General features: G+C 64.9%; 16 protein-coding genes. 6 read left to right on the top strand and 10 right to left on the bottom strand.

All coding sequences use genetic code 11. The features are described 5' to 3' along the window. Positions 1–110 precede the first annotated feature (110 nt). From glp to HAP40_RS21270, 4 genes are all read right to left on the bottom strand, one after another. Positions 111–1322, bottom strand: a complete 1212-nt coding sequence (gene glp, locus HAP40_RS21285; RefSeq protein ID WP_166815913.1) for a gephyrin-like molybdotransferase Glp — start codon at positions 1320–1322, stop codon at positions 111–113. Between the two features lie 228 nt (positions 1323–1550). Beyond that, the gene (locus HAP40_RS21280; protein ID WP_166815915.1) at positions 1551–1757 is read right to left on the bottom strand and encodes a hypothetical protein; all 207 of its coding nucleotides are present in this window, start codon (positions 1755–1757) and stop codon (positions 1551–1553) included. 152 nt (positions 1758–1909) lie between these two features. Continuing rightward, a complete protein-coding gene (locus tag HAP40_RS21275) occupies positions 1910–2533 on the bottom strand; it encodes an HAD family hydrolase (RefSeq protein WP_166815916.1) in 624 nt (207 codons plus the stop codon). 15 nt (positions 2534–2548) lie between these two features. Then, the gene (locus HAP40_RS21270) at positions 2549–3682 is read right to left on the bottom strand and encodes an alpha-hydroxy acid oxidase (RefSeq protein ID WP_166815918.1); all 1134 of its coding nucleotides are present in this window, start codon (positions 3680–3682) and stop codon (positions 2549–2551) included. Between the two features lie 290 nt (positions 3683–3972). Between HAP40_RS21270 and HAP40_RS21265 the strand changes: the two genes are divergently transcribed. Beyond that, complete coding sequence (locus HAP40_RS21265; protein WP_166815920.1) at positions 3973–5310, top strand: S41 family peptidase; 1338 nt, start codon at positions 3973–3975, stop codon at positions 5308–5310. Positions 5311–5383: 73 nt separating this feature from the next. Here HAP40_RS21265 and HAP40_RS21260 read toward each other — a convergent pair whose 3' ends face one another. Both HAP40_RS21260 and HAP40_RS21255 read right to left on the bottom strand, forming a co-directional pair. Then, the gene (locus HAP40_RS21260; protein WP_166815922.1) at positions 5384–6139 is read right to left on the bottom strand and encodes an SDR family oxidoreductase; all 756 of its coding nucleotides are present in this window, start codon (positions 6137–6139) and stop codon (positions 5384–5386) included. Positions 6140–6456: 317 nt separating this feature from the next. Beyond that, entirely contained in the window at positions 6457–9189 is a 2733-nt protein-coding gene (locus tag HAP40_RS21255) for a bifunctional diguanylate cyclase/phosphodiesterase (RefSeq protein WP_166815924.1), read from the bottom strand. 313 nt (positions 9190–9502) lie between these two features. Between HAP40_RS21255 and HAP40_RS21250 the strand changes: the two genes are divergently transcribed. Then, positions 9503–9667, top strand: coding sequence for a Flp family type IVb pilin (locus HAP40_RS21250; RefSeq protein WP_166815926.1), 165 nt, complete (start codon positions 9503–9505; stop codon positions 9665–9667). A gap of 8 nt (positions 9668–9675) precedes the next feature. Here HAP40_RS21250 and moaC read toward each other — a convergent pair whose 3' ends face one another. From moaC to HAP40_RS21230, 4 genes are read right to left on the bottom strand one after another with little or no spacing between them, the layout of a single operon-like run. Further along, positions 9676–10194: a cyclic pyranopterin monophosphate synthase MoaC gene (moaC, locus tag HAP40_RS21245; RefSeq protein ID WP_166815928.1), complete on the bottom strand. Its 519-nt coding sequence runs from the start codon at positions 10192–10194 to the stop codon at positions 9676–9678. A gap of 1 nt (position 10195) precedes the next feature. Further along, positions 10196–11017, bottom strand: a complete 822-nt coding sequence (trpC, locus tag HAP40_RS21240; protein WP_166815930.1) for an indole-3-glycerol phosphate synthase TrpC — start codon at positions 11015–11017, stop codon at positions 10196–10198. A 7-nt stretch (positions 11018–11024) separates the two neighbouring features. Next, complete coding sequence (gene trpD, locus HAP40_RS21235) at positions 11025–12038, bottom strand: anthranilate phosphoribosyltransferase (RefSeq protein WP_166815932.1); 1014 nt, start codon at positions 12036–12038, stop codon at positions 11025–11027. Between the two features lie 14 nt (positions 12039–12052). Further along, complete coding sequence (locus tag HAP40_RS21230; RefSeq protein ID WP_166815934.1) at positions 12053–13951, bottom strand: SurA N-terminal domain-containing protein; 1899 nt, start codon at positions 13949–13951, stop codon at positions 12053–12055. A gap of 223 nt (positions 13952–14174) precedes the next feature. Between HAP40_RS21230 and tpiA the strand changes: the two genes are divergently transcribed. The 4 genes from tpiA to HAP40_RS21210 all read left to right on the top strand — a co-directional run bounded on the left by tpiA (position 14175) and on the right by HAP40_RS21210 (position 17661). Continuing rightward, the gene (gene tpiA, locus HAP40_RS21225) at positions 14175–14930 is read left to right on the top strand and encodes a triose-phosphate isomerase (RefSeq protein ID WP_166815937.1); all 756 of its coding nucleotides are present in this window, start codon (positions 14175–14177) and stop codon (positions 14928–14930) included. A gap of 139 nt (positions 14931–15069) precedes the next feature. Next, a complete protein-coding gene (gene secG, locus HAP40_RS21220; protein ID WP_166815939.1) occupies positions 15070–15453 on the top strand; it encodes a preprotein translocase subunit SecG in 384 nt (127 codons plus the stop codon). A 166-nt stretch (positions 15454–15619) separates the two neighbouring features. Further along, entirely contained in the window at positions 15620–17251 is a 1632-nt protein-coding gene (locus tag HAP40_RS21215; RefSeq protein ID WP_166815941.1) for a CTP synthase, read from the top strand. An 83-nt stretch (positions 17252–17334) separates the two neighbouring features. Next, the gene (locus tag HAP40_RS21210; RefSeq protein WP_166815943.1) at positions 17335–17661 is read left to right on the top strand and encodes an NIPSNAP family protein; all 327 of its coding nucleotides are present in this window, start codon (positions 17335–17337) and stop codon (positions 17659–17661) included. Positions 17662–17770: the final 109 nt, after the last annotated feature.

Genomic DNA, 17770 nt, shown 5'->3' with positions numbered 1-17770 from the left:
CATGCTCGAAACAAATCATGAACGGACACTATATGTTCGATATGTGTTCCGCAACTGCTTAATTTACCGTGAACGCGACGAAGTTCGCGGAATGCGTGTGGCGGGACCGTTCAGGCGGGCAGGCGCAGCACCTCGCAAGGCGTACCGGCCTCGGCTTTGGGCGCGAACGGCATGCGCACGAGAAGTGCCTGTGCCGCAGCAAGATTCGCAAGCAGGGAGGAATCCTGAAGATGGAGGGGGAGCGCAACGAGCGTGCCGTCGTCGCGCTCTTCCAGACGCGCGCGAAGGTAATCCGCGCGCATGTCGTTTGCGCCCACGTCGCGGCCGAGCACGGCGCGCTCGTGGCGGTGATGAATCACGGACCGGCCCGACAAGGCACGAATCAGCGGCACCATGAACAGGAAGGCGCACACATAGGATGATACCGGATTGCCGGGCAGGCCGATCACCCGCATCGCGCCCAACCGCCCATGCATCATCGGCTTGCCCGGGCGCATCGCGATCTTCCAGAACGCCATCGAGATGCCTTCGTCCCGGAGCGCCCGCTGGACCAGATCGTGGTCGCCGACCGAGGCTCCGCCGGTGGTGATCAGGACGTCGGCGCCGCTCTCGCGGGCCCGGCGGATGCCGGCGGCGGTGGATTGCAGCGTATCGGCGGCAATGCCGAGGTCGATGGTCTCGGCACCCTCGCTGCGCGCGAGCGCGTGTAGGGCATAGCCGTTGGAATAGACGATCTGGCCGTGGCCGGGCGTGGAGCCCGGCATCACAAGCTCGTCGCCGGTGGCGAGGATCGCGACCTTGGGGCGGCGGCAGACGCCAAGCTGCGGGTAATTCATGGCGGCGGCGAGAGCGAGATCGCGCTCGGTGAGGCGAACTCCCTTGCGCAGTAGCACATCCCCTTCGGAGAAGTCGACGCCTGCGGGACGGATGTGCCGCCCGGCAGCCGCGGCTTCCTTGATCGTGACGCGCCTGCCGTCGGCAACGGTATCCTCCTGGATCACGACGGCGTCCGCGCCATTGGGGATCACGCCGCCGGTGAAGATCCGTACCGCTTCGCCGGAGCCGACCGTCTCGGCGAATGGCCGGCCGGCCGCGACCTCGCCAATGACCGTCAGCTGAGAATCAATCGTCGCCGCATCGGCCGCGCGCACCGCGTAGCCATCCATCGCGGACATCGCCTCCGGCGGCTGCGTGCGCAGTGCCGCCACGTCGCGGGCGAGCACGCGGTGGAAGGCTGCATCGAGCGCGACCGTCTCGTCAGGCAGCGGCTCTGCACCCGCCAGCACCGCGGCAAGCGCGTCGGAAACCGGCATCAGGGCCAAAAGTGAAATCTCCTGCTGGGCCGCTCGGGCAATCGGCAGCGAGAGTTCTAGCCGAGTGCGGGCGCAGAGGCAAAAAGCGGCGACGCAGGATAATTCGTCCCGCCTATCGATATTTTCGTTCAGAACGGCGGCTCAGATCCGCCGCGGCATGATCCGAAAGGCGAGACAGACCGGCAAGAGGATAGCCATGGCGAGGACGAGGAGGACGAGCGCCACGGCCAGCATCGGTCAACTCCCGCTGGGGCGGTCCGGGCCGCCGTCCAGCGCGACATCAGGAGCTTTTGGGCCTTGATCCTTGTCGGGCATCGGGTCGGCCTGGGATTTCAAGTCGGCCGCCTTGCTGATCAGCTTGGCGGACAGCTCAGAGTCCGAGGTGGTTCTTGCAAACTCGAGCAGGAGAGAGGCTTGCTTCGTCAGATAGGTTTTGCCCAGCACGTCGATCAGTCCGATGTAGAAGTCCCAACGGACTCATGAGTCCTGACGCAGCCATTCGTTCCCGGAACTTTGTATAAAAATGCACAGAGGAATTCGGTTCCTCGCCACCCGTAAATTTAGTTCCGGCGCCCCCGAACCAGCCCGCCTGGCGGTCAGACGCCCAGCGCCCTCAACGCGTTCCCGACATCGCCGGGCGAGGTGACGTGCACGGCGGTGAGGCCGCGTGCCCGCGCCCCTTCGACGTTCTCGGCAAGGTCGTCGAAGAATACGATTCGGCTGGCGGGCACACCGATCGCCGTCACGACGTGGTCGAACGCCTCCGCATCCGGTTTGCGTAGGCCGATGCTGGACGACAAATAAAGCTCGCGGAAATGTCCGAGCACGCCGGCATATTCCTTCGAGAAATAGTCGATATGCGGCCGGTTGGTGTTGGAGAACGCGTAGATCGGCATCTGCTTGGCCGCGCGCGGCAACAGCTCGGCGATATCAGGCATCTCGCCGGCGAAGATCGCGTTCCATCCCTCCAGAAACTGCGCATCCGAAATGCCGATTCCAAGCGAGGTGCGCAACGACTGGAAATAATCCTCGTCGCTGATCTTGCCGACCTCGTGCAGCCGGTAGGCCTCGTCACGCACATAGCGCGCGACGATGGCCTCCGGCTGGCAGCCGGCATGTCCCGCCCAGCAGGCGATCGCCTTGGAGAAATCGATGTCGAGCACCACGCGCCCGAGATCGAACAGGAGCGCATCAGCGCTGCCGGGAGAGAGTGCGGTCATTGCGTCCTTTTCACTTCAGTATCGATAGGGGTCGTGGTCGAACAGCGGGAACGCACTGAACACGCTTGGCGCATTCGTCGCGGTCGCCTGGTGCAGGCAGGACTTGTCGACCTCGGCGAACGAGGTGGTACCCAACAGGCCGAGGCAGCGCAACACTTCGTCCTCCAGCAGTTCCAGCATCCGCAACACGCCGGCTTCGCCGGCCGCCGCCAGTGCCCAGCATTGCAGCCGGCCGATACCGACGAGGTCGGCGCCCGCCGCAATGGCCTTGACGATGTCGGTGCCGCGGCAGATGCCGCCATCGACCATGATCCTGGCGCGACCTTTCACGGCTTCGACGATTTCAGGCAGCACATGCATGGCGCCGCGGCCATGATCGAGCTGGCGGCCGCCATGGTTGGAGACGTAGATCCACTCGACACCGTGATCGATCGCGATCCGTGCGTCCTCGGCGGTGGCGATGCCCTTGAGGATCAGCGGGGTCTTGAACGTGTCCTTGATCATCTTCACCGTCCGCCATTCCAGGCCCTTCTGGTAGTCGCCGCCGGTTGCGCGCAGGCGGCTCTCGCGAACATAGCGCTTGGCGATGTCGCGCTCACGACGGCTGTAATGGGCGGTGTCGACCGTCAGGCAGAACGCGGCATAGCCGTTCTTCTCGCTCCGGCTGACGACGTCCGCGACGAAGGCGTCGTCGCCGCGGACATAGAGCTGATAGAGCCGTAGCGCGTCGGGCGCAGCCTCCGCAGTCTTCTCCAGACCGGGATCGGACACCGAGCTCAGCATGTGGGCCGCACCGAAGGTGCCGGCGGCGCGTGCCACGCTTGCCGCGCCATCGGGGTCGAAGATCTCCAGCGCGCCGACGGGGGCGAGCACCACCGGCAAACGCATCCTGCGGCCGAACTGCTCGACGGAGCCGTCGACCTTGCGAACGTCCCGCAGCACGCGCGGGCGGAAGGCGATCTCGTCCAGGGCCATGCGGTTGCGGCGCATGGTGGTCTCGGTCTCGGCGGCACCGACGATGTAGTCCCAGGCATTCTGGTTGAGGTTGGCACGCGCCTTCCGGACGAATTCGTGCAGGTTCTGGAACGGCTCGTTGCTGGCGCCGAGTTCGACGTTCCTTTCCGGCCGGATGCGGGGCGCGTCGTTCATTGTTGTCCTCCCGAGAATTTGAAGTCTTGTTGCCATCGCCTATCGCGTCCGGCCCTGCAAAACCATCCTAAAATCGCATACCTGCGAGGCGTGGGCGGCCGATCGTCGTCCGCCCTGCTGAAGCGGTCTCGGAACGTTGCCAAAAGTTTAGGCCAAGGCGAAGGGATTTCTTCGGTGTGTCCGCCGGCGTGGCACGCCGGCCTTGAAGAAACCAGAATGGTATTGTGAGAAGCGGACTGGATCGCCATTTGCATGGCGCCACAGCCCCCAGCAAAAAGGCTACCTCATCCATGCGGAAAACCCTGCTGTTCCCCCTGGGCGCGCTCACGGGAGCGTGTCTGACCCTTCTGGTAGCCAGTCCCCACGGCGGCGTATGGGCGGCAAGGGCGGCAGCGAACGCGAACGACGCCTATTCCCAGCTCAATTTGTTCGGCGCAGTGTTCGAGCGCGTGAAGGCGAGCTATGTCGAGAAGCCCGACAATGCCAAGCTGATCGAAGGCGCGATCACGGGCATGGTGACCTCGCTCGACCCGCATTCGCGCTACATGAACGACAAGGCCTGGACCGAGATGCAGGAGACTACCTCCGGCGAGTTCGGCGGGCTTGGCATCGAGGTCACGATGGAGGACGGCCTCGTCAAGGTCGTCTCGCCGATCGACGACACACCCGCCTCGAAGGCCGGCATCATGTCCGGCGACCTCATCAGCAAGATCGACGGCGAGGCCGTGCAGGGCATGACGCTCGAGCAGGCCGTCAACAAGATGAAGGGCCCGGTCGACACCAAGACCAAGCTCACCATCGTGCGCAAGGGGGCCGACGCACCGATCGACGTCGCGATCACGCGCGAGATCATCCATGTGCGGCCGGTGCGCTTCCAGGTCAAAAACGGCGATATCGGCTATATCCGCGTCACCTCGTTCAACGAGCAGACCACCGACGGGCTGAAAAAGGCGATCGCGTCGATCTCCAAGGAGATCCCGCCGGAGAAGCTTGCGGGCTATGTGATGGACCTGCGCAACAATCCGGGCGGCCTGCTCGACCAGGCCGTGTCGGTGTCGAGCGCATTCCTGCAGCGAGGCGAGGTCGTCTCGACCCGCGGCCGCAATCCGGAAGAGACCCAGCGTTTCACCGCGCATGGGGGCGACCTCACCAAGGGCAAGCCGCTGGTGGTGCTGGTCAATGGCGGCTCGGCCTCCGCCTCGGAGATCGTCGCCGGCGCGCTGCACGACCACAAGCGCGCGACGCTGATCGGCACGCGCTCGTTCGGCAAGGGCTCGGTGCAAACCATCATTCCGCTCGGTACCGGCAATGGTGCGCTGGCGCTGACCACGGCGCGCTACTACACGCCGTCGGGCCGCTCGATCCAGGCTCAGGGCATTGCGCCCGACATCGAGATCCTCCAGGACGTGCCGCCGGAGCTGAAGGGCCGGATGGACACCATGGCGGAGTCCCAGATGCGCGGGCATTTGTCGGCCGCTGACGGCACCGAGCAGACCGGATCGCAGTCCTACGTCCCACCGAAGGAGGAAGACGACAAGGCCCTGCATGCGGCTTTCGACTTCCTGCACGGCGTGACCGCCAATGCGGTCGCAGCCAAGCCCGCGCCGAAGGCGGCGGTGCCGAATTAGGTCTTTCGACTTTTGATCACTGATCGCCCGGGCGTGGATGCCACTCCCGGGCGATGTCGTTTTGGACGCCGGCTCAGCTCGGGTTCATGGCCGCAAAGGTCGCCTCGTAGCGGCCGTCGCGCTCGGCCCAGCGGCGGGCGCGGTCGCGCTCCACCAGCACTTCATCGCGGGGATGAACCCGCAGCTCCAGCAATTGCATGACCTCCGCGACGTAGGCAGCAAGCGGCATGGCGCGCGCGTCGCTTGCCTGCTGCGCGCCGGTGAGCTCGGTCTGCACGTAGGGCGGCGCGAGCTCGAGCACCTCGACCGGGATCTTGCGGAGCTGGTGCCGCAGCGACTGCAGCCAGGAGTGCAGGAACGCCTTGCTGGCGCAATAAGTCGGGAAATCAGCGCGCGGCACGAAGGCGAGATTCGAGCTGGTCGCGACGATCGTCGCGTTCGGTTGCCGCCTCAGGACCGGCAGAAATGCCGCCGTCGCGCGAAGCGCGCCCACGATATTGGTCGCCACGATCGCCTCTGCGTCGGAAGCATCCCAGCCGTCCGCGCAGATGTCTTCGGGCCGCGAGATGCCGGCATTGGCAATGAGCACGTTGAGCTCGGGGAAGCGCGCGCGTACATCCGCCGACAGGCGCGGCAGCGATGCGGGATCGTCGAAGTCGAGCGGCAGGCCGATCAGGCCCGGCCGTTCGGTCGTGATCTGATCGAGCAGGGCCTGCCGCCGGCCCGTGACGATGACGCGATTGCCGCGGTCGTGGAAGGCCTCGGCGAGTGCGCGGCCGATGCCGCTGGTGCCGCCGGTAAGGAGGATCGTGTTGCCGGTCATCTTCATGGTCGTTGCCTTTCGATGGAGGTGAAGGCCACGGCAATCCGGGAATCCCGGGGAGCGAATGATCCGGAAGACGACCAGCATTTGGGCACGCGCGAGCCGTGCCGAACAGGCGTCTTGAATCGATGGGTGTCCGAAAACAGGGAAAGTGGCGGCATGACCGTGGCGTCTCGTGAATCGAGATCTCCCAGCTGGGATCCTCTCGACAAAGGACGCGTTGGATGACGGTAACGCCTACGGCAGCGCCGTTTCGGCCGCTGCATGCCTGGAAGTATCCGCGTCAGTCGTTTTCGTCAAGCTGGCGGGAGCTTGTCCAGGCTCTAACCCGCTTCGCGTCGGCGGCTCTCGCTGCCTTCGCGCTGGGCAAGACGGCTGCGGTGCAGCGCGAACAGCCCCAGCACCTTGTCGGCCGGTTTCGCGGCGCTGAACAGATAGCCCTGCATCTCGGAGCAGCCGAGCGTTCGAAGCAGCCGCTGCTGCTCTTCGGTCTCGACGCCCTCGGCCGTGGTGGTCATGCGGCGGGCGGTCGCGAGGTTGACGACGGCCTGGACGATGCTGGCGGAGCCGTCGGGGCCGGCGATGTCGTCGACGAAGCAGCGGTCGATCTTGATCTTATCGAAGGGGAACCGGTGCAAATAGCTCAGCGAGGAATAGCCCGTGCCGAAATCGTCGAGCGCGATGCGCACGCCGATGGCGCGAAGCTGGTGCAGGATCGCGAGCGCGGTGTCGTCGTCGCGGATCAGCACGGCCTCGGTGATCTCGAGCTCGAGCCGGCTTGCCGGCAAATTGGAGGTGGCGAGCGCCGCCATGATCTTCAGCGCCAGCGTGCCGCTTTTGAACTGCACGGGCGAGACGTTGACGGCGAGGCGGATGTCGTCGGGCCAGCTCGCCGCGTCCCGGCACGCGGTCGCCAGCACCCATTCGCCGATCTCGTTGATCAGGCCGGTGTCCTCGGCGATCGGGATGAATTCGGCCGGCGAGACCATGCCGCGCTCGGGATGGCGCCAGCGCACCAGCGCTTCGCAGCCGGTAATGCGGTCGTCCCTGAGGCTGAGGCAGGGCTGATAATAGACCTCGAGGCCGCCATCGAGTCCCCCTTGGGCGATGGCGTGGCGCAGGTCGATCTCGAGCTGCCGCCGCTCGCGGATCTTGGCGTCCATCTCCGGCTCGAAGAAGCGATAGGTGCGGCGGCCCGCCGCCTTGGCCGCGTACATGGCCATGTCGGCGTTCTTGAGGATCTGGTCGAGCGCGCTGCCATGTTCCGGCGCGAGCGCAATGCCGATGCTGGCGTCCGCGGTGAGATGGTGGCCCATGCAGTCGAAGGGGGTGCGGATGGCATGGAAAACCCGTGCGACGAGATCGGTGATCTGGTCCGGCGAGGTCACTGCGCTTTGCACGATGGCAAATTCGTCGCCGCCGAGCCGGGCCACGAAGTCCTCCGGGCCGGCGCAGCGACGCAGGCTCTGCGCGACCGATTTCAACAGCTCGTCACCGACGAGATGGCCAAGCGCGTCGTTGACGCCCTTGAACTCGTCGATGTCGATGTAGTGCACGGCGATTTCTTCGCCCTCGGCGAGGGCGGCCAGCTCGTCGCGCAAATGCTCGTGGAACATGATGCGGTTGGGCAGGTCGGTCAGCGCGTCGTAATGGGCGAGGTGGGTGATACGCTCCTCGATCCGGCGGCGTTCGGTGATGTCCTCATGCGTCGCTACCCAGCCGCCATCCGCCAGTGGTTCGTTGACGATCTGGATCGAGCGGCCGTCGGAAGTGTCGATGACCATGGAATTGCGCACGTTGACGTCGCGCAGCACGCGCGCGACATACTGATCGACCTCGCCGGCGAAGGAGCCGGTCGCCTTGCGATGGGCGATGATGTCGTGGAAGCTGCAACCGGGCTTCACCGTCTCGGCCGACAGGCCGTACATCTCGATGTAGCGCTGGTTGCAGATCACGAGACGCCGCTCGGCGTCGAACAGCAAAAGGCCCTGCGTCATGTTGTTGACGGCGCGGTCGAGACGCTGCTTTTCCAGCGTCAGCCGTTCCCGCGAGAGGCGGTGCTGCTCCAGCAACTTGCGAACGATCGCGATCAGCACGCCCGCGATGGCGAGCGCCGACGAGGCCGCGACCGAGATCAGGATGCCGATCTGCTCACGCCAGTCAGTCAGAGCCGCCGCGCGGGTCGTGGTGGCCATCATCAGGATCGGGAAATGGGGCAGGGCGCGCGATGAGATCAGCCGGTCTTCGCCGTCGACGGGGCTCACGAAGTGGCCGGCGAAGTGATCGAGCCCGAAAATCCTCTGCTGCTCGAACGAGCCGGTCTTGAAATTTCGTCCCATCATCTCGCTGGCATGGGGATAGCGGGCGAGCAGCGTGCCGTCTCGATGCAGCATCGAGATCGTCGCGCCTTCGCCGAGCGCGACGGAGGCGAAGAACTTCTCGAAATTGGCCGGCTCGATGCCGCGCCCGACCACGCCCAGGAACTCGCCGTTCGAGCCCACGATCCTGCGGACGATCAGGATGGTCCAGGCGCCGGAGACGCGGCTGTGCAGCGGCTCGATCAACACGTCGGGCGCGTAGGGATCGTATTTGAAGGTGCGGAAATAGGCGCGGTCGGCAACATTCACCTTCGGGGCGGGCCATGCCGTCGACGAGTTGATCAGATTGCCTTCGGCATCGATGACGTTGACGCCGCCCATGTAAGGCAGCGCCTCGATCTTCGAGCGCAGCATCCGGTGGACGTCTTGCCCCGAGAAGCGCTTGCGATAATCCTCGGCATTGTTGATGCCCGTCGTGCGGACGTGGTCGACGAAATCCTTCTGGATGACGGCGAAATCCTGCAATTGCTGGTCGAAATGATGGGCGAGCATCAGCACGGTGTTCTCAAGCTCGCGGCCGGAGTTGCGCAGCGCACGTTCGCGGAAATTCTGCGCCATGAGCGTCGCGCCGACGGCGATCGCCGCGATCAGCAGCGTACCGCCCACCACCAGCCAGCGGATCGGTCCGCTGCGCACGAAGGCCTGGTCAAAGAGGCGACTGCCGAATCTCGTCATCATGCTGGTTCATTGCCGTGCACACGCCAGGATCAATTCTTGATTCCCAAAACATCCGTTGGTTTACGGGAACGGTATGGAAGCGGAGTTAGGAAGCGCGGTTAACGCGACGTGAATGGTCGCGGACAAAAGCAATCGATGTGCGGGATGCAAGACGTGCAGGAATTGCCGCAAGCTCCCGCGATGCCGGTCAATTCCTGCCGACCATGCCGCGATCAATCAAAGTTTAACCATCTAAGTCGTTGGCGATCCTCAAGTCGACTTTGGCACGTGATTTGCGAATATGTGTGCAAGCGACACAGTGAGGAGTTGATCCATGAAAAGCGTCTTGAAGAACTTCATTGCCGACGAATCCGGAGCGACCGCGATCGAATATGGCCTGATCGCCGCCGGCATCGCGCTCGCGATCATCGCCGTGGTCAACAATCTCGGCTCGACGCTTAAGCTGAAGTTCGGCTCGATCAGCACGTCGCTGAAGTAGCGGCGCGATCACGCGCGGTAGTGGCCCGACTTGCCGCCGAGCTTCTCGACGAGATGGATGCCCTCGATGCGCACGCCGCGCTCCACCGCCTTGATCATGTCGTAGATGGTGAGGCAGGCGACCGAGACCGCGGTAAGCGCTTCCATCTCGACGCCGGTGGGGCCGGTCACTTTCACGCTGGCGCGGACAACGCAACCGGGCAGGTTCGCGTCGGGTTCGATGTCGACGGTGACCTTGGATAGCGCGAGCGGATGGCAGAGCGGGATCAGCTCGGAGGTGCGCTTGGCGGCCATGATCCCGGCGATGCGGGCGGTGCCGAGCACGTCGCCCTTTTTGGCGTTGCCGGACACGATCAGATCGAGCGTCGCCTTGGTCATGATGACGCGGCCTTGCGCGACAGCAAGCCGTTCGGTCGCGGGCTTGTCTGATACGTCCACCATCCGCGCCTCGCCGGAGGCGCCGATATGGGTGAGGGCAGGGCTGGTCTTTGTCTTGGACCGCTTGGTCGTGGAAACCTTGCGCGCCATGTCAGCGCGTGCCCGTTGCGCGCGCCGTGGTCTCACGCGCGAGCAACGTGCGGGTCGCCGCCGTGACGTCGGCCTGCCGCATCAGGCTCTCGCCGACCAGGAAGGTCGACATGCCGACGCGCTCGAGCCTGGCGAGATCGGCGGGCGTGAAAATGCCGCTCTCGCCGACCATCAGCCGGTCCCCGGGGATCAAGGGCGCCAGCGCCTCGCTGGTCGCAAGCGTGGTCTCGAAGGTGCGTAAATTGCGGTTGTTGACGCCGATCATCGGCGATTGCAGCTTCAGCGCCCGGTCGAGCTCGGCGCGGTCGTGGATCTCGATCAGCACATCCATGCCATGGGCAAGGGCGGCATCTTCGAGGTCTTTCGCGGTGGCATCGTCGAGCGCGGCCATGATGATCAGGATGCAGTCGGCACCATGCGCGCGAGCCTCCGCCACCTGATAGGTGTCGAACATGAAATCCTTGCGCAGCACGGGGAGCGACGTCGCCGCGCGAGCCGCCACCATGAAGTCGAGATGGCCCTGGAACGAGGGCGTGTCGGTCAGGACCGAAAGGCAGGCGGCGCCGCCTGCCTCATAGGCTTTGGCAAGCTCTGGCGGGTCGAAATCGGCGCGGATCAGCCCCTTCGAGGGCGAGGCTTTTTTGATCTCGGCAATCAGCGCGTAGTCGCCCTGGGCGTGCTTCGCCTTGATCGCGCGGACGAAGCCGCGCGGGGCGGCTTGCGCCCTGGCCTTTGCCTCGACGACGGAGAGCGGCTGGGCGCGCTTGGCGGCGGCGATCTCCTCGCGCTTGTACGCCTCGATCTTGGTGAGGATGTCCGACATGTCAGGCTCAGCCGTTCGAGACCGCAATCAAGTGTTTCAGCTTCGCGTTCGCAGCGCCGCTGTCGATCGACTTCGCGCCGATCGCAACGCCGTCCTTGAGGTCCTTGGCACGTCCGGCCACGACCAGCGCGGCGGCCGCGTTCATCAGCGCGACGTCGCGGTAGGGGCTCGGCTTGCCGTCGAGCACGCTTTGCAGCGCGATCGCGTTGGCATCGGCATCGCCCCCCTTGAGCGCGCCGGCGTCGCAGCGCGACAGGCCCGCTTCCTCCGGCGTCACCTCGAAATTCCGGATCTCACCATTGTTGAGCGCGGAGACGAAGGTCGGACCGGTCAGGGTGATCTCGTCGAGGCCGTCGGAGCCATGCACCACCCAGGCGGATTCGGAGCCGAGGTTCTTGAGCACCTGCGCCAGCGGCTGCACCCACTGCCTGGAGAATACGCCGACCATCTGGCGCTTGACCCCGGCGGGATTCGAGAGCGGGCCGAGCAGATTGAAGATCGTGCGCGTCGCAAGCTCGACCCGGGTCGGGCCGACGTTCTTCATGGCGGGATGGTGGGCGGGGGCAAACATGAAGCCGATGCCGCATTCGCGTACGCAGTGCCCGACCTGCTCCGGCCTGAGGTCGATCTTGACCCCGAGCGAGGCCAGCACGTCGGCGGCGCCCGAGCGCGACGACAGCGCGCGGTTGCCGTGCTTGGCGACCGGCATGCCGGCGCCCGAGACGATGAAGGAGGCGCAGGTCGAGACGTTGACCGAGCCGGAGCCATCGCCGCCGGTGCCGACGATATCGACGGCGTCGGGCGGTGCCGTCACCGTCAGCATCTTCGAGCGCATCGCCGCAACGGCGCCGGTGATCTCGTCCACGGTCTCGCCGCGCACCCTGAGCGCCATCAACAGGCCGCCCATCTGCGAAGGCGTCGCCTCGCCGGACATCATGGCATCGAAGGCGGAAGCTGCTTCGTCACGCGACAGGCTGGCGCCGGTCGCCACTTTTCCAATGATCGATTTCAGGTCGTCCATCGCGTGCTTTCAACTCACTGGTTCGCGCCGGTCACTTGCGCGAAGGCGGCCTGATTAATGGTGGTCCCGATGTCGGTTTCAAGCTTGTTGACGTAGGACGCGACCTGCTCCTCGGTCAGCGCGCGGTCGAGGGTCTCCTTGAGCTTCTTGACCGCGTCGGAGGTTGCGTCGATCGCGGGCTCGACGACGTCGGTGACGCGGAAGACGATCACTTCGCTGCCGCCGTCCACTGCCGTCTGGCCGACGCCGTCCTTGGCGGTTCGGAAGGCGGCCGCGACGACAGTACCGGGCACGCCGGCAGGCGAGTCGTCACGCTTGAAGCCGCTCGCGGTCTCGACCTTGACGCCGATCGCGGCGGCCTCATCGGCGAGCTTGCCGCCGGCTTCGAGCTTCTGCACCATCTCGGTCGCCTTGGCCTTCAGCTTGGTGGCAATCTGGTCCTGACGCCAGCGCGCTTCGACCTGGTCGCGGACCTCGTCGAGATTGCGGTCGCGCGAGGGCGTGATGGCGAGCACGTCGTACCAGACATAGCCGCCCTTATACGAGATCGAGTCGTTGTCGACGCCGACATCCGTGTTGAAGGCCTGCGACACCACGTCGAGGCCTTGCGGGATATTGGCGACCGGCTGGCCGTTCGGAGCACGGCCGGAACGGTCGACGGCCTCGATGGTCACGGCCGTGAGCCCGAGCTTCTGCGCCGCGTCGATCACGCTGGAGCCGCCGCCGCGCTCGTCTTCCATCTTGTCGCGGAGATCGGCGACCTTGACGCGCGCGCGCTCGGTGGCGATCTCGCGCTTGATGTCGCCGGCAAGGCTGGCGTAGTCCGCCTCCTTGCCCGGCTCGATCTTGTCGACCTTGACGATCGCAACGCCAAGGCCGCTCTGGATCGGCTGGCTGATCTCGCCGGCAGGAAGCGCGAAGGCGGCGTCACCGACGGCGGGCGCGAGCGAAGACTTGGTCACGAGCCCGAGGTCGACGTCGGAGGCGCTCAGCCCGCGCTCCTTGCCGAGATCCTCGAACGACATCCCGCCGACGAGCCGCTCGCGTGCGGCCTGCGCGTCGGCGACGTTCGGAAACACGATCTGCTGGATCTGGCGCTTCTCCGGCGTGCCGAGCCGGTCCTTGCGCTGGTCGAACATTTTCCTGGCGTCCTCGTCCGACACCTCGGTCCACTTGCCGATCTCCTCCGGCGAGACCACGACGAAGGCGATCTTGCGGTATTCGGGCGCGCGGAACTGGACCTTGTGATCCTCGAAATAGGTGGCGAGCGTCTCGGGCGAGGGCGCGTCGATAGTGCCTGCCTGCGCGGCATCGAGCTTGACGAACTCGATGGCGCGCTGCTCGTTCTGGAAGCGCGTCAGGGCGTCGAGCATGGTTTTCGGGGGCTCGATGCCGGCGCCGATCGTGCCGGTGATCTGCCGGCGCAGCGACACCTTGCGCTGCTCGGCGACGTAGCGTTGTTCGGTGTAACCGAAGTTGCGGATCATGGCCTGGAAGCGGTTCGCATCGAAGCTGCCGCCGACGCCCTTGAAGTTGGGATCGTTCATGATGAACTGGCGGATCTGTTCGTCGGACTGGCCGAGCCCAAGCCGGCGCGCCTCTTCGTCGAGGGCGGCTTCGGCAATCGTCTGCTGGAGCACCTGGCGGTCGAGGCCGAAGGCACGCGCCTGATCCGGCGTCAGCGGGCGGCCGAACTGGCGGCTGATCTGTTGCAGGCGGTCCGTGTAGATCTGGCGGAACTCGTTGAGCGAAATCTCGGTGCTGCCGACCTTGGCCACCGTTGACTGCCCGAAGCCCTTGAAAATGTCGGCGATGCCCCAAATGCCGAAACTGACGATCAACACGCCCATCACCACGGCCATAATGGTCTTGCCGAGCCAGTTTGATGAGGCTTTGCGTATTCCTCGAAGCATTTGGTCCAACTTGTTTGGTCAGGAGGGAAACGGGAGCGCGTCTTTAATGCAGATTCCGCAAAAGCGCGTCACCAAATTGATAGATCATCATAAAGTGGCGGCTTTCCCCCCGCAACCTCGCCTCAGGCGGCGCTTCGGCGCTGCGGTTAAAAGCCCCTAGGTCTGGAACTGCCGCGACAGCTCTGCTAGCGCAAGCGCAAACCTCATTCTGCTGGAAAATGACATGACCGACGCCATCCGACCGCTGATCGCCGGCAACTGGAAAATGAACGGCCTGAAAGCCCAGGCTGCCGAATTCGACGCCATGCTCAACGGCGCGGCAGACGTGGCCGCCAAGGCCGACCTGCTGGTCTGTCCACCTGCAACCCTGATCGCGGCCTTCGCCGACAAGGCGCGCGGCAAGAAGGTGGCGGTGGGGGCTCAGGACTGCCACCCCAAGGCCTCCGGCGCCCATACCGGCGACGTGGCCGCCGAGATGCTGGTGGACGCGGGTGCCACCGCCATCATCGTCGGCCATTCCGAGCGCCGCGCCGACCACGGCGAGGGTGACGCGCTGGTGCGGCAGAAGGCCGAGGCGGCCTGGCGCGCCGGGGCGACGGCAATCGTCTGTATCGGCGAGACGCAAGGCCAGCGCGATGCCGGGCAGACCCTGGACATTCTGCGAGGCCAGCTCGATGGCTCACTGCCGGAAGGCTCGACCGCAGCCAATCTGATCGTCGCCTATGAGCCGGTCTGGGCGATCGGCACCGGCCTGACCCCCACGGCCCAGGATGTCGAGCAAATTCATGGGTTTATCCGGGAATTCCTGACCTCGCGGTTCAAGGCCGACGGCGCCAGGATGCGCATCCTTTACGGCGGCTCGGTCAAGCCCTCGAACGCGGCCGAACTGATGGCGGTGAAAAACGTCAACGGCGCGCTGGTCGGCGGCGCCAGCCTGAAAGCGGCCGACTTCCTTGCGATTGCCAAAGGCTGTCCCTAGCTCATTGAAACCGTTGGCCTGGGCCCGATCGGGGGTGGCAATAGCCCCTCCGATCGTGTAACACCGCGCAACTTCAGGAAAACCCGCGAAGCGCGATCGGCCGCCGTCAGGCGCCGCCCGCTTGTGACGGAAGGACACTATGCATACCGTTGTCATCGTCATCCACCTCATGATCGTCGCCGTCATGATCGGCGCCGTCCTGCTCCAGAAGTCGGAAGGCGGCGGCCTCGGCATGGGCGGCGGCGCGGGCTTCATGTCGAGCCGTGGCACCGCGAATCTCTTGACGCGGACGACCGCGGTCTTGGCCGTCGGCTTCTTCCTCACCAGCCTGTTCCTGTCCTGGTACGCCGGCTATGATCGCAAGCCGTCGTCGATCATCAGCCAGCCCGGGCAGACCCAGCCGGCCGGTGGGTCGCCGATCGCACCGCCGACGTCGGGCGGCATCCTGGATTCGCTGAAGAAGGCCGACGAGCAGCAGCAGAACCAGGCGCCATCCGGCCCGCAGGTACCGCGCTCGCAATAAAGCAGGGGGGCCATGCAGGGCGGCTTCTACCGTCCTGCATCAACAACCCCCATCAAGGCCCTGTCACCACTATCAGTTCTGGATCACCCACAGGCCCGCAAAATCTTTGGGGCGGAATACGAATCGCTTTGGCGAATCGAATTCGAGGGATTAGAGGTTAAGTCCCATGGCGCGGTACATATTCATCACCGGCGGCGTGGTTTCTTCGCTCGGCAAGGGTTTGGCTTCGGCGGCACTCGGTGCGCTGTTGCAGGCCCGGGGCTACAAGGTCCGCCTCCGCAAGCTCGACCCCTATCTCAACCTCGATCCCGGAACGATGTCGCCGTATCAGCACGGCGAAGTGTTCGTGACCGATGACGGCGCGGAGACCGATCTCGATCTCGGTCACTACGAGCGTTTCACCGGCCGTCCCGCGACCAAGGCCGACAACATCACCACCGGGCGCATCTACCAGGACATCATCTCCAAGGAACGCCGCGGCGATTATCTCGGCGCGACCATCCAGGTGGTTCCGCATGTCACCAACGCCATCAAGGAATTCGTCCTCGACGGCAATGACGACTACGATTTCGTGCTGGTCGAGATCGGCGGCACCGTCGGCGACATCGAGGGCCTGCCGTTCTTCGAGGCGATCCGCCAGCTCAAGAACGAGCTGCCGCGCGATCACGCTGTCTACATCCACCTCACGCTGCTGCCGTACATTCCGAGCGCCGGCGAGCTCAAGACCAAGCCGACGCAGCATTCGGTGAAGGAGCTGCGTTCGATCGGCATCCAGCCGGACATCCTGCTCTGCCGCACCGACCGCGAGATTCCGAAGGAAGAGCGCCGCAAGCTCGGGCTGTTCTGCAACGTGCGCGAAAGCGCCGTGATCGAGGCGCGCGACGTCGACAACATCTACGCCGTGCCCGAGGCCTATCACAATGCGGGCCTCGACGACGAAGTGCTCGCCGCTTTCGGCATCGGCTCGCGGATTCCGCCGGAGCTGCGGAGCTGGCAGCAAATCAACGAACGCGTCCGCAATCCCGAAGGCAACGTCACCATCGCCATCGTCGGCAAATATACCGGCATGAAGGATGCGTATAAGTCGCTGATCGAGGCGCTGTCGCATGGCGGCATCGCCAACAAGGTCAAGGTCAATCTCGACTGGATCGAGAGCGAGATCTTTGAGAAGGAGGATCCAGCGCCGTTCCTCGAGCACGTCAACGGAATTCTCGTGCCCGGCGGATTCGGCCAGCGCGGCGCAGAAGGCAAGATCAGGGCGGCGCAGTTCGCGCGCGAACGCGACGTGCCGTATTTCGGCATCTGCTTCGGCATGCAGATGGCGGTGATCGAGGCTGCGCGAAACCTCGTCGGCATCGAGAACGCCAACTCGACCGAGTTCGGCCCGACCAAGGAGCCCCTGGTTGGTCTGATGACGGAATGGCTGCGCGGCAACGAGCTCGAGAAGCGCTCGCAGGCCGGCGATCTCGGCGGCACGATGCGGCTTGGCGCGTACCCCGCGGCATTGAACCGCGGCAGCCGCGTTTCGCAGGTCTATGGCGGTGCGACCGAAATCTCCGAGCGCCATCGCCACCGCTACGAGGTCAACACCGCCTACAAGGACCGTCTCGAGCAGCACGGCCTGAAATTCTCAGGTCTGTCGCCCGATGGCGTGCTGCCGGAGATCGTCGAGTACGAGGATCATCCCTGGTTCATCGGCGTCCAATTCCATCCCGAGCTGAAGTCGCGGCCTTTCGAGCCGCATCCGCTGTTCGCGTCCTTCATTCAGGCCGCGATGGTGCAGTCGCGGCTGGTGTAGCGCACTCTCTCCCTTTGACGTTCGCGCCGTTTGTTGCGACAACTCCCTGCCGCAAGAACAACAATGCAGGGAGTTGAACTTCGATGATCTACGAAATGCGCGTCTATCGCTGCGTTCCCGGCCGCTTGCCGGCGCTCTTGAAGCGGTTCGAGAATGTGACGCTGAAGCTCTGGGAAAAGCACGGCATTCGCCAGGCCGGATTCTTCACCACGCTGATCGGTGAATCCAACCAGGAGCTCACCTATTTCCTGGCGTGGGAGTCGCTGGCCGAGCGCGAGGCGAAGTGGGGCAAGTTCATGACCGATCCGGACTGGATGAAAGCGCGCGCCGAGAGCGAAGCCGACGGGCAGATCGTCGGCAACATCGTCAGCCAGTTCCTGACGCCGACGGCCTTCTCGTCAGTCAAGTAGCGGCTGCCGGCGGCAGGGCGCGGCGGGGGACCCCGCCGCAACCCTGATATTCTGACAGCCTGGCCCGAATAGGGTTGATCCGCCCCTCATCGCCGCTATGGTCGCGGCG

This window comes from Bradyrhizobium sp. 1(2017), from assembly GCF_011602485.2.
Classification (GTDB): domain Bacteria; phylum Pseudomonadota; class Alphaproteobacteria; order Rhizobiales; family Xanthobacteraceae; genus Bradyrhizobium.
The sequence above is the reverse complement of the archived record's forward strand: the minus strand, read 5'-3'. Positions and strand labels throughout refer to the sequence as shown.

Bases quoted from the DNA above. Each gene is read 5' to 3' on its own strand.
- trpD (WP_166815932.1), bottom strand. From the start codon at position 12,038: ATGGACGACCTGAAATCGATCATTGGAAAAGTGGCGACCGGCGCCAGC.
- HAP40_RS21210 (WP_166815943.1), top strand. From the start codon at position 17,335: ATGATCTACGAAATGCGCGTCTATCGCTGCGTTCCCGGCCGCTTGCCG.
- HAP40_RS21250 (WP_166815926.1), top strand. From the start codon at position 9,503: ATGAAAAGCGTCTTGAAGAACTTCATTGCCGACGAATCCGGAGCGACC.
- trpC (WP_166815930.1), bottom strand. From the start codon at position 11,017: ATGTCGGACATCCTCACCAAGATCGAGGCGTACAAGCGCGAGGAGATC.
- HAP40_RS21255 (WP_166815924.1), bottom strand. From the start codon at position 9,189: ATGATGACGAGATTCGGCAGTCGCCTCTTTGACCAGGCCTTCGTGCGC.
- HAP40_RS21275 (WP_166815916.1), bottom strand. From the start codon at position 2,533: ATGACCGCACTCTCTCCCGGCAGCGCTGATGCGCTCCTGTTCGATCTC.
- HAP40_RS21270 (WP_166815918.1), bottom strand. From the start codon at position 3,682: ATGAACGACGCGCCCCGCATCCGGCCGGAAAGGAACGTCGAACTCGGC.
- secG (WP_166815939.1), top strand. From the start codon at position 15,070: ATGCATACCGTTGTCATCGTCATCCACCTCATGATCGTCGCCGTCATG.
- HAP40_RS21265 (WP_166815920.1), top strand. From the start codon at position 3,973: ATGCGGAAAACCCTGCTGTTCCCCCTGGGCGCGCTCACGGGAGCGTGT.
- HAP40_RS21215 (WP_166815941.1), top strand. From the start codon at position 15,620: ATGGCGCGGTACATATTCATCACCGGCGGCGTGGTTTCTTCGCTCGGC.
- HAP40_RS21260 (WP_166815922.1), bottom strand. From the start codon at position 6,139: ATGAAGATGACCGGCAACACGATCCTCCTTACCGGCGGCACCAGCGGC.
- HAP40_RS21230 (WP_166815934.1), bottom strand. From the start codon at position 13,951: ATGCTTCGAGGAATACGCAAAGCCTCATCAAACTGGCTCGGCAAGACC.
- moaC (WP_166815928.1), bottom strand. From the start codon at position 10,194: ATGGCGCGCAAGGTTTCCACGACCAAGCGGTCCAAGACAAAGACCAGC.
- tpiA (WP_166815937.1), top strand. From the start codon at position 14,175: ATGACCGACGCCATCCGACCGCTGATCGCCGGCAACTGGAAAATGAAC.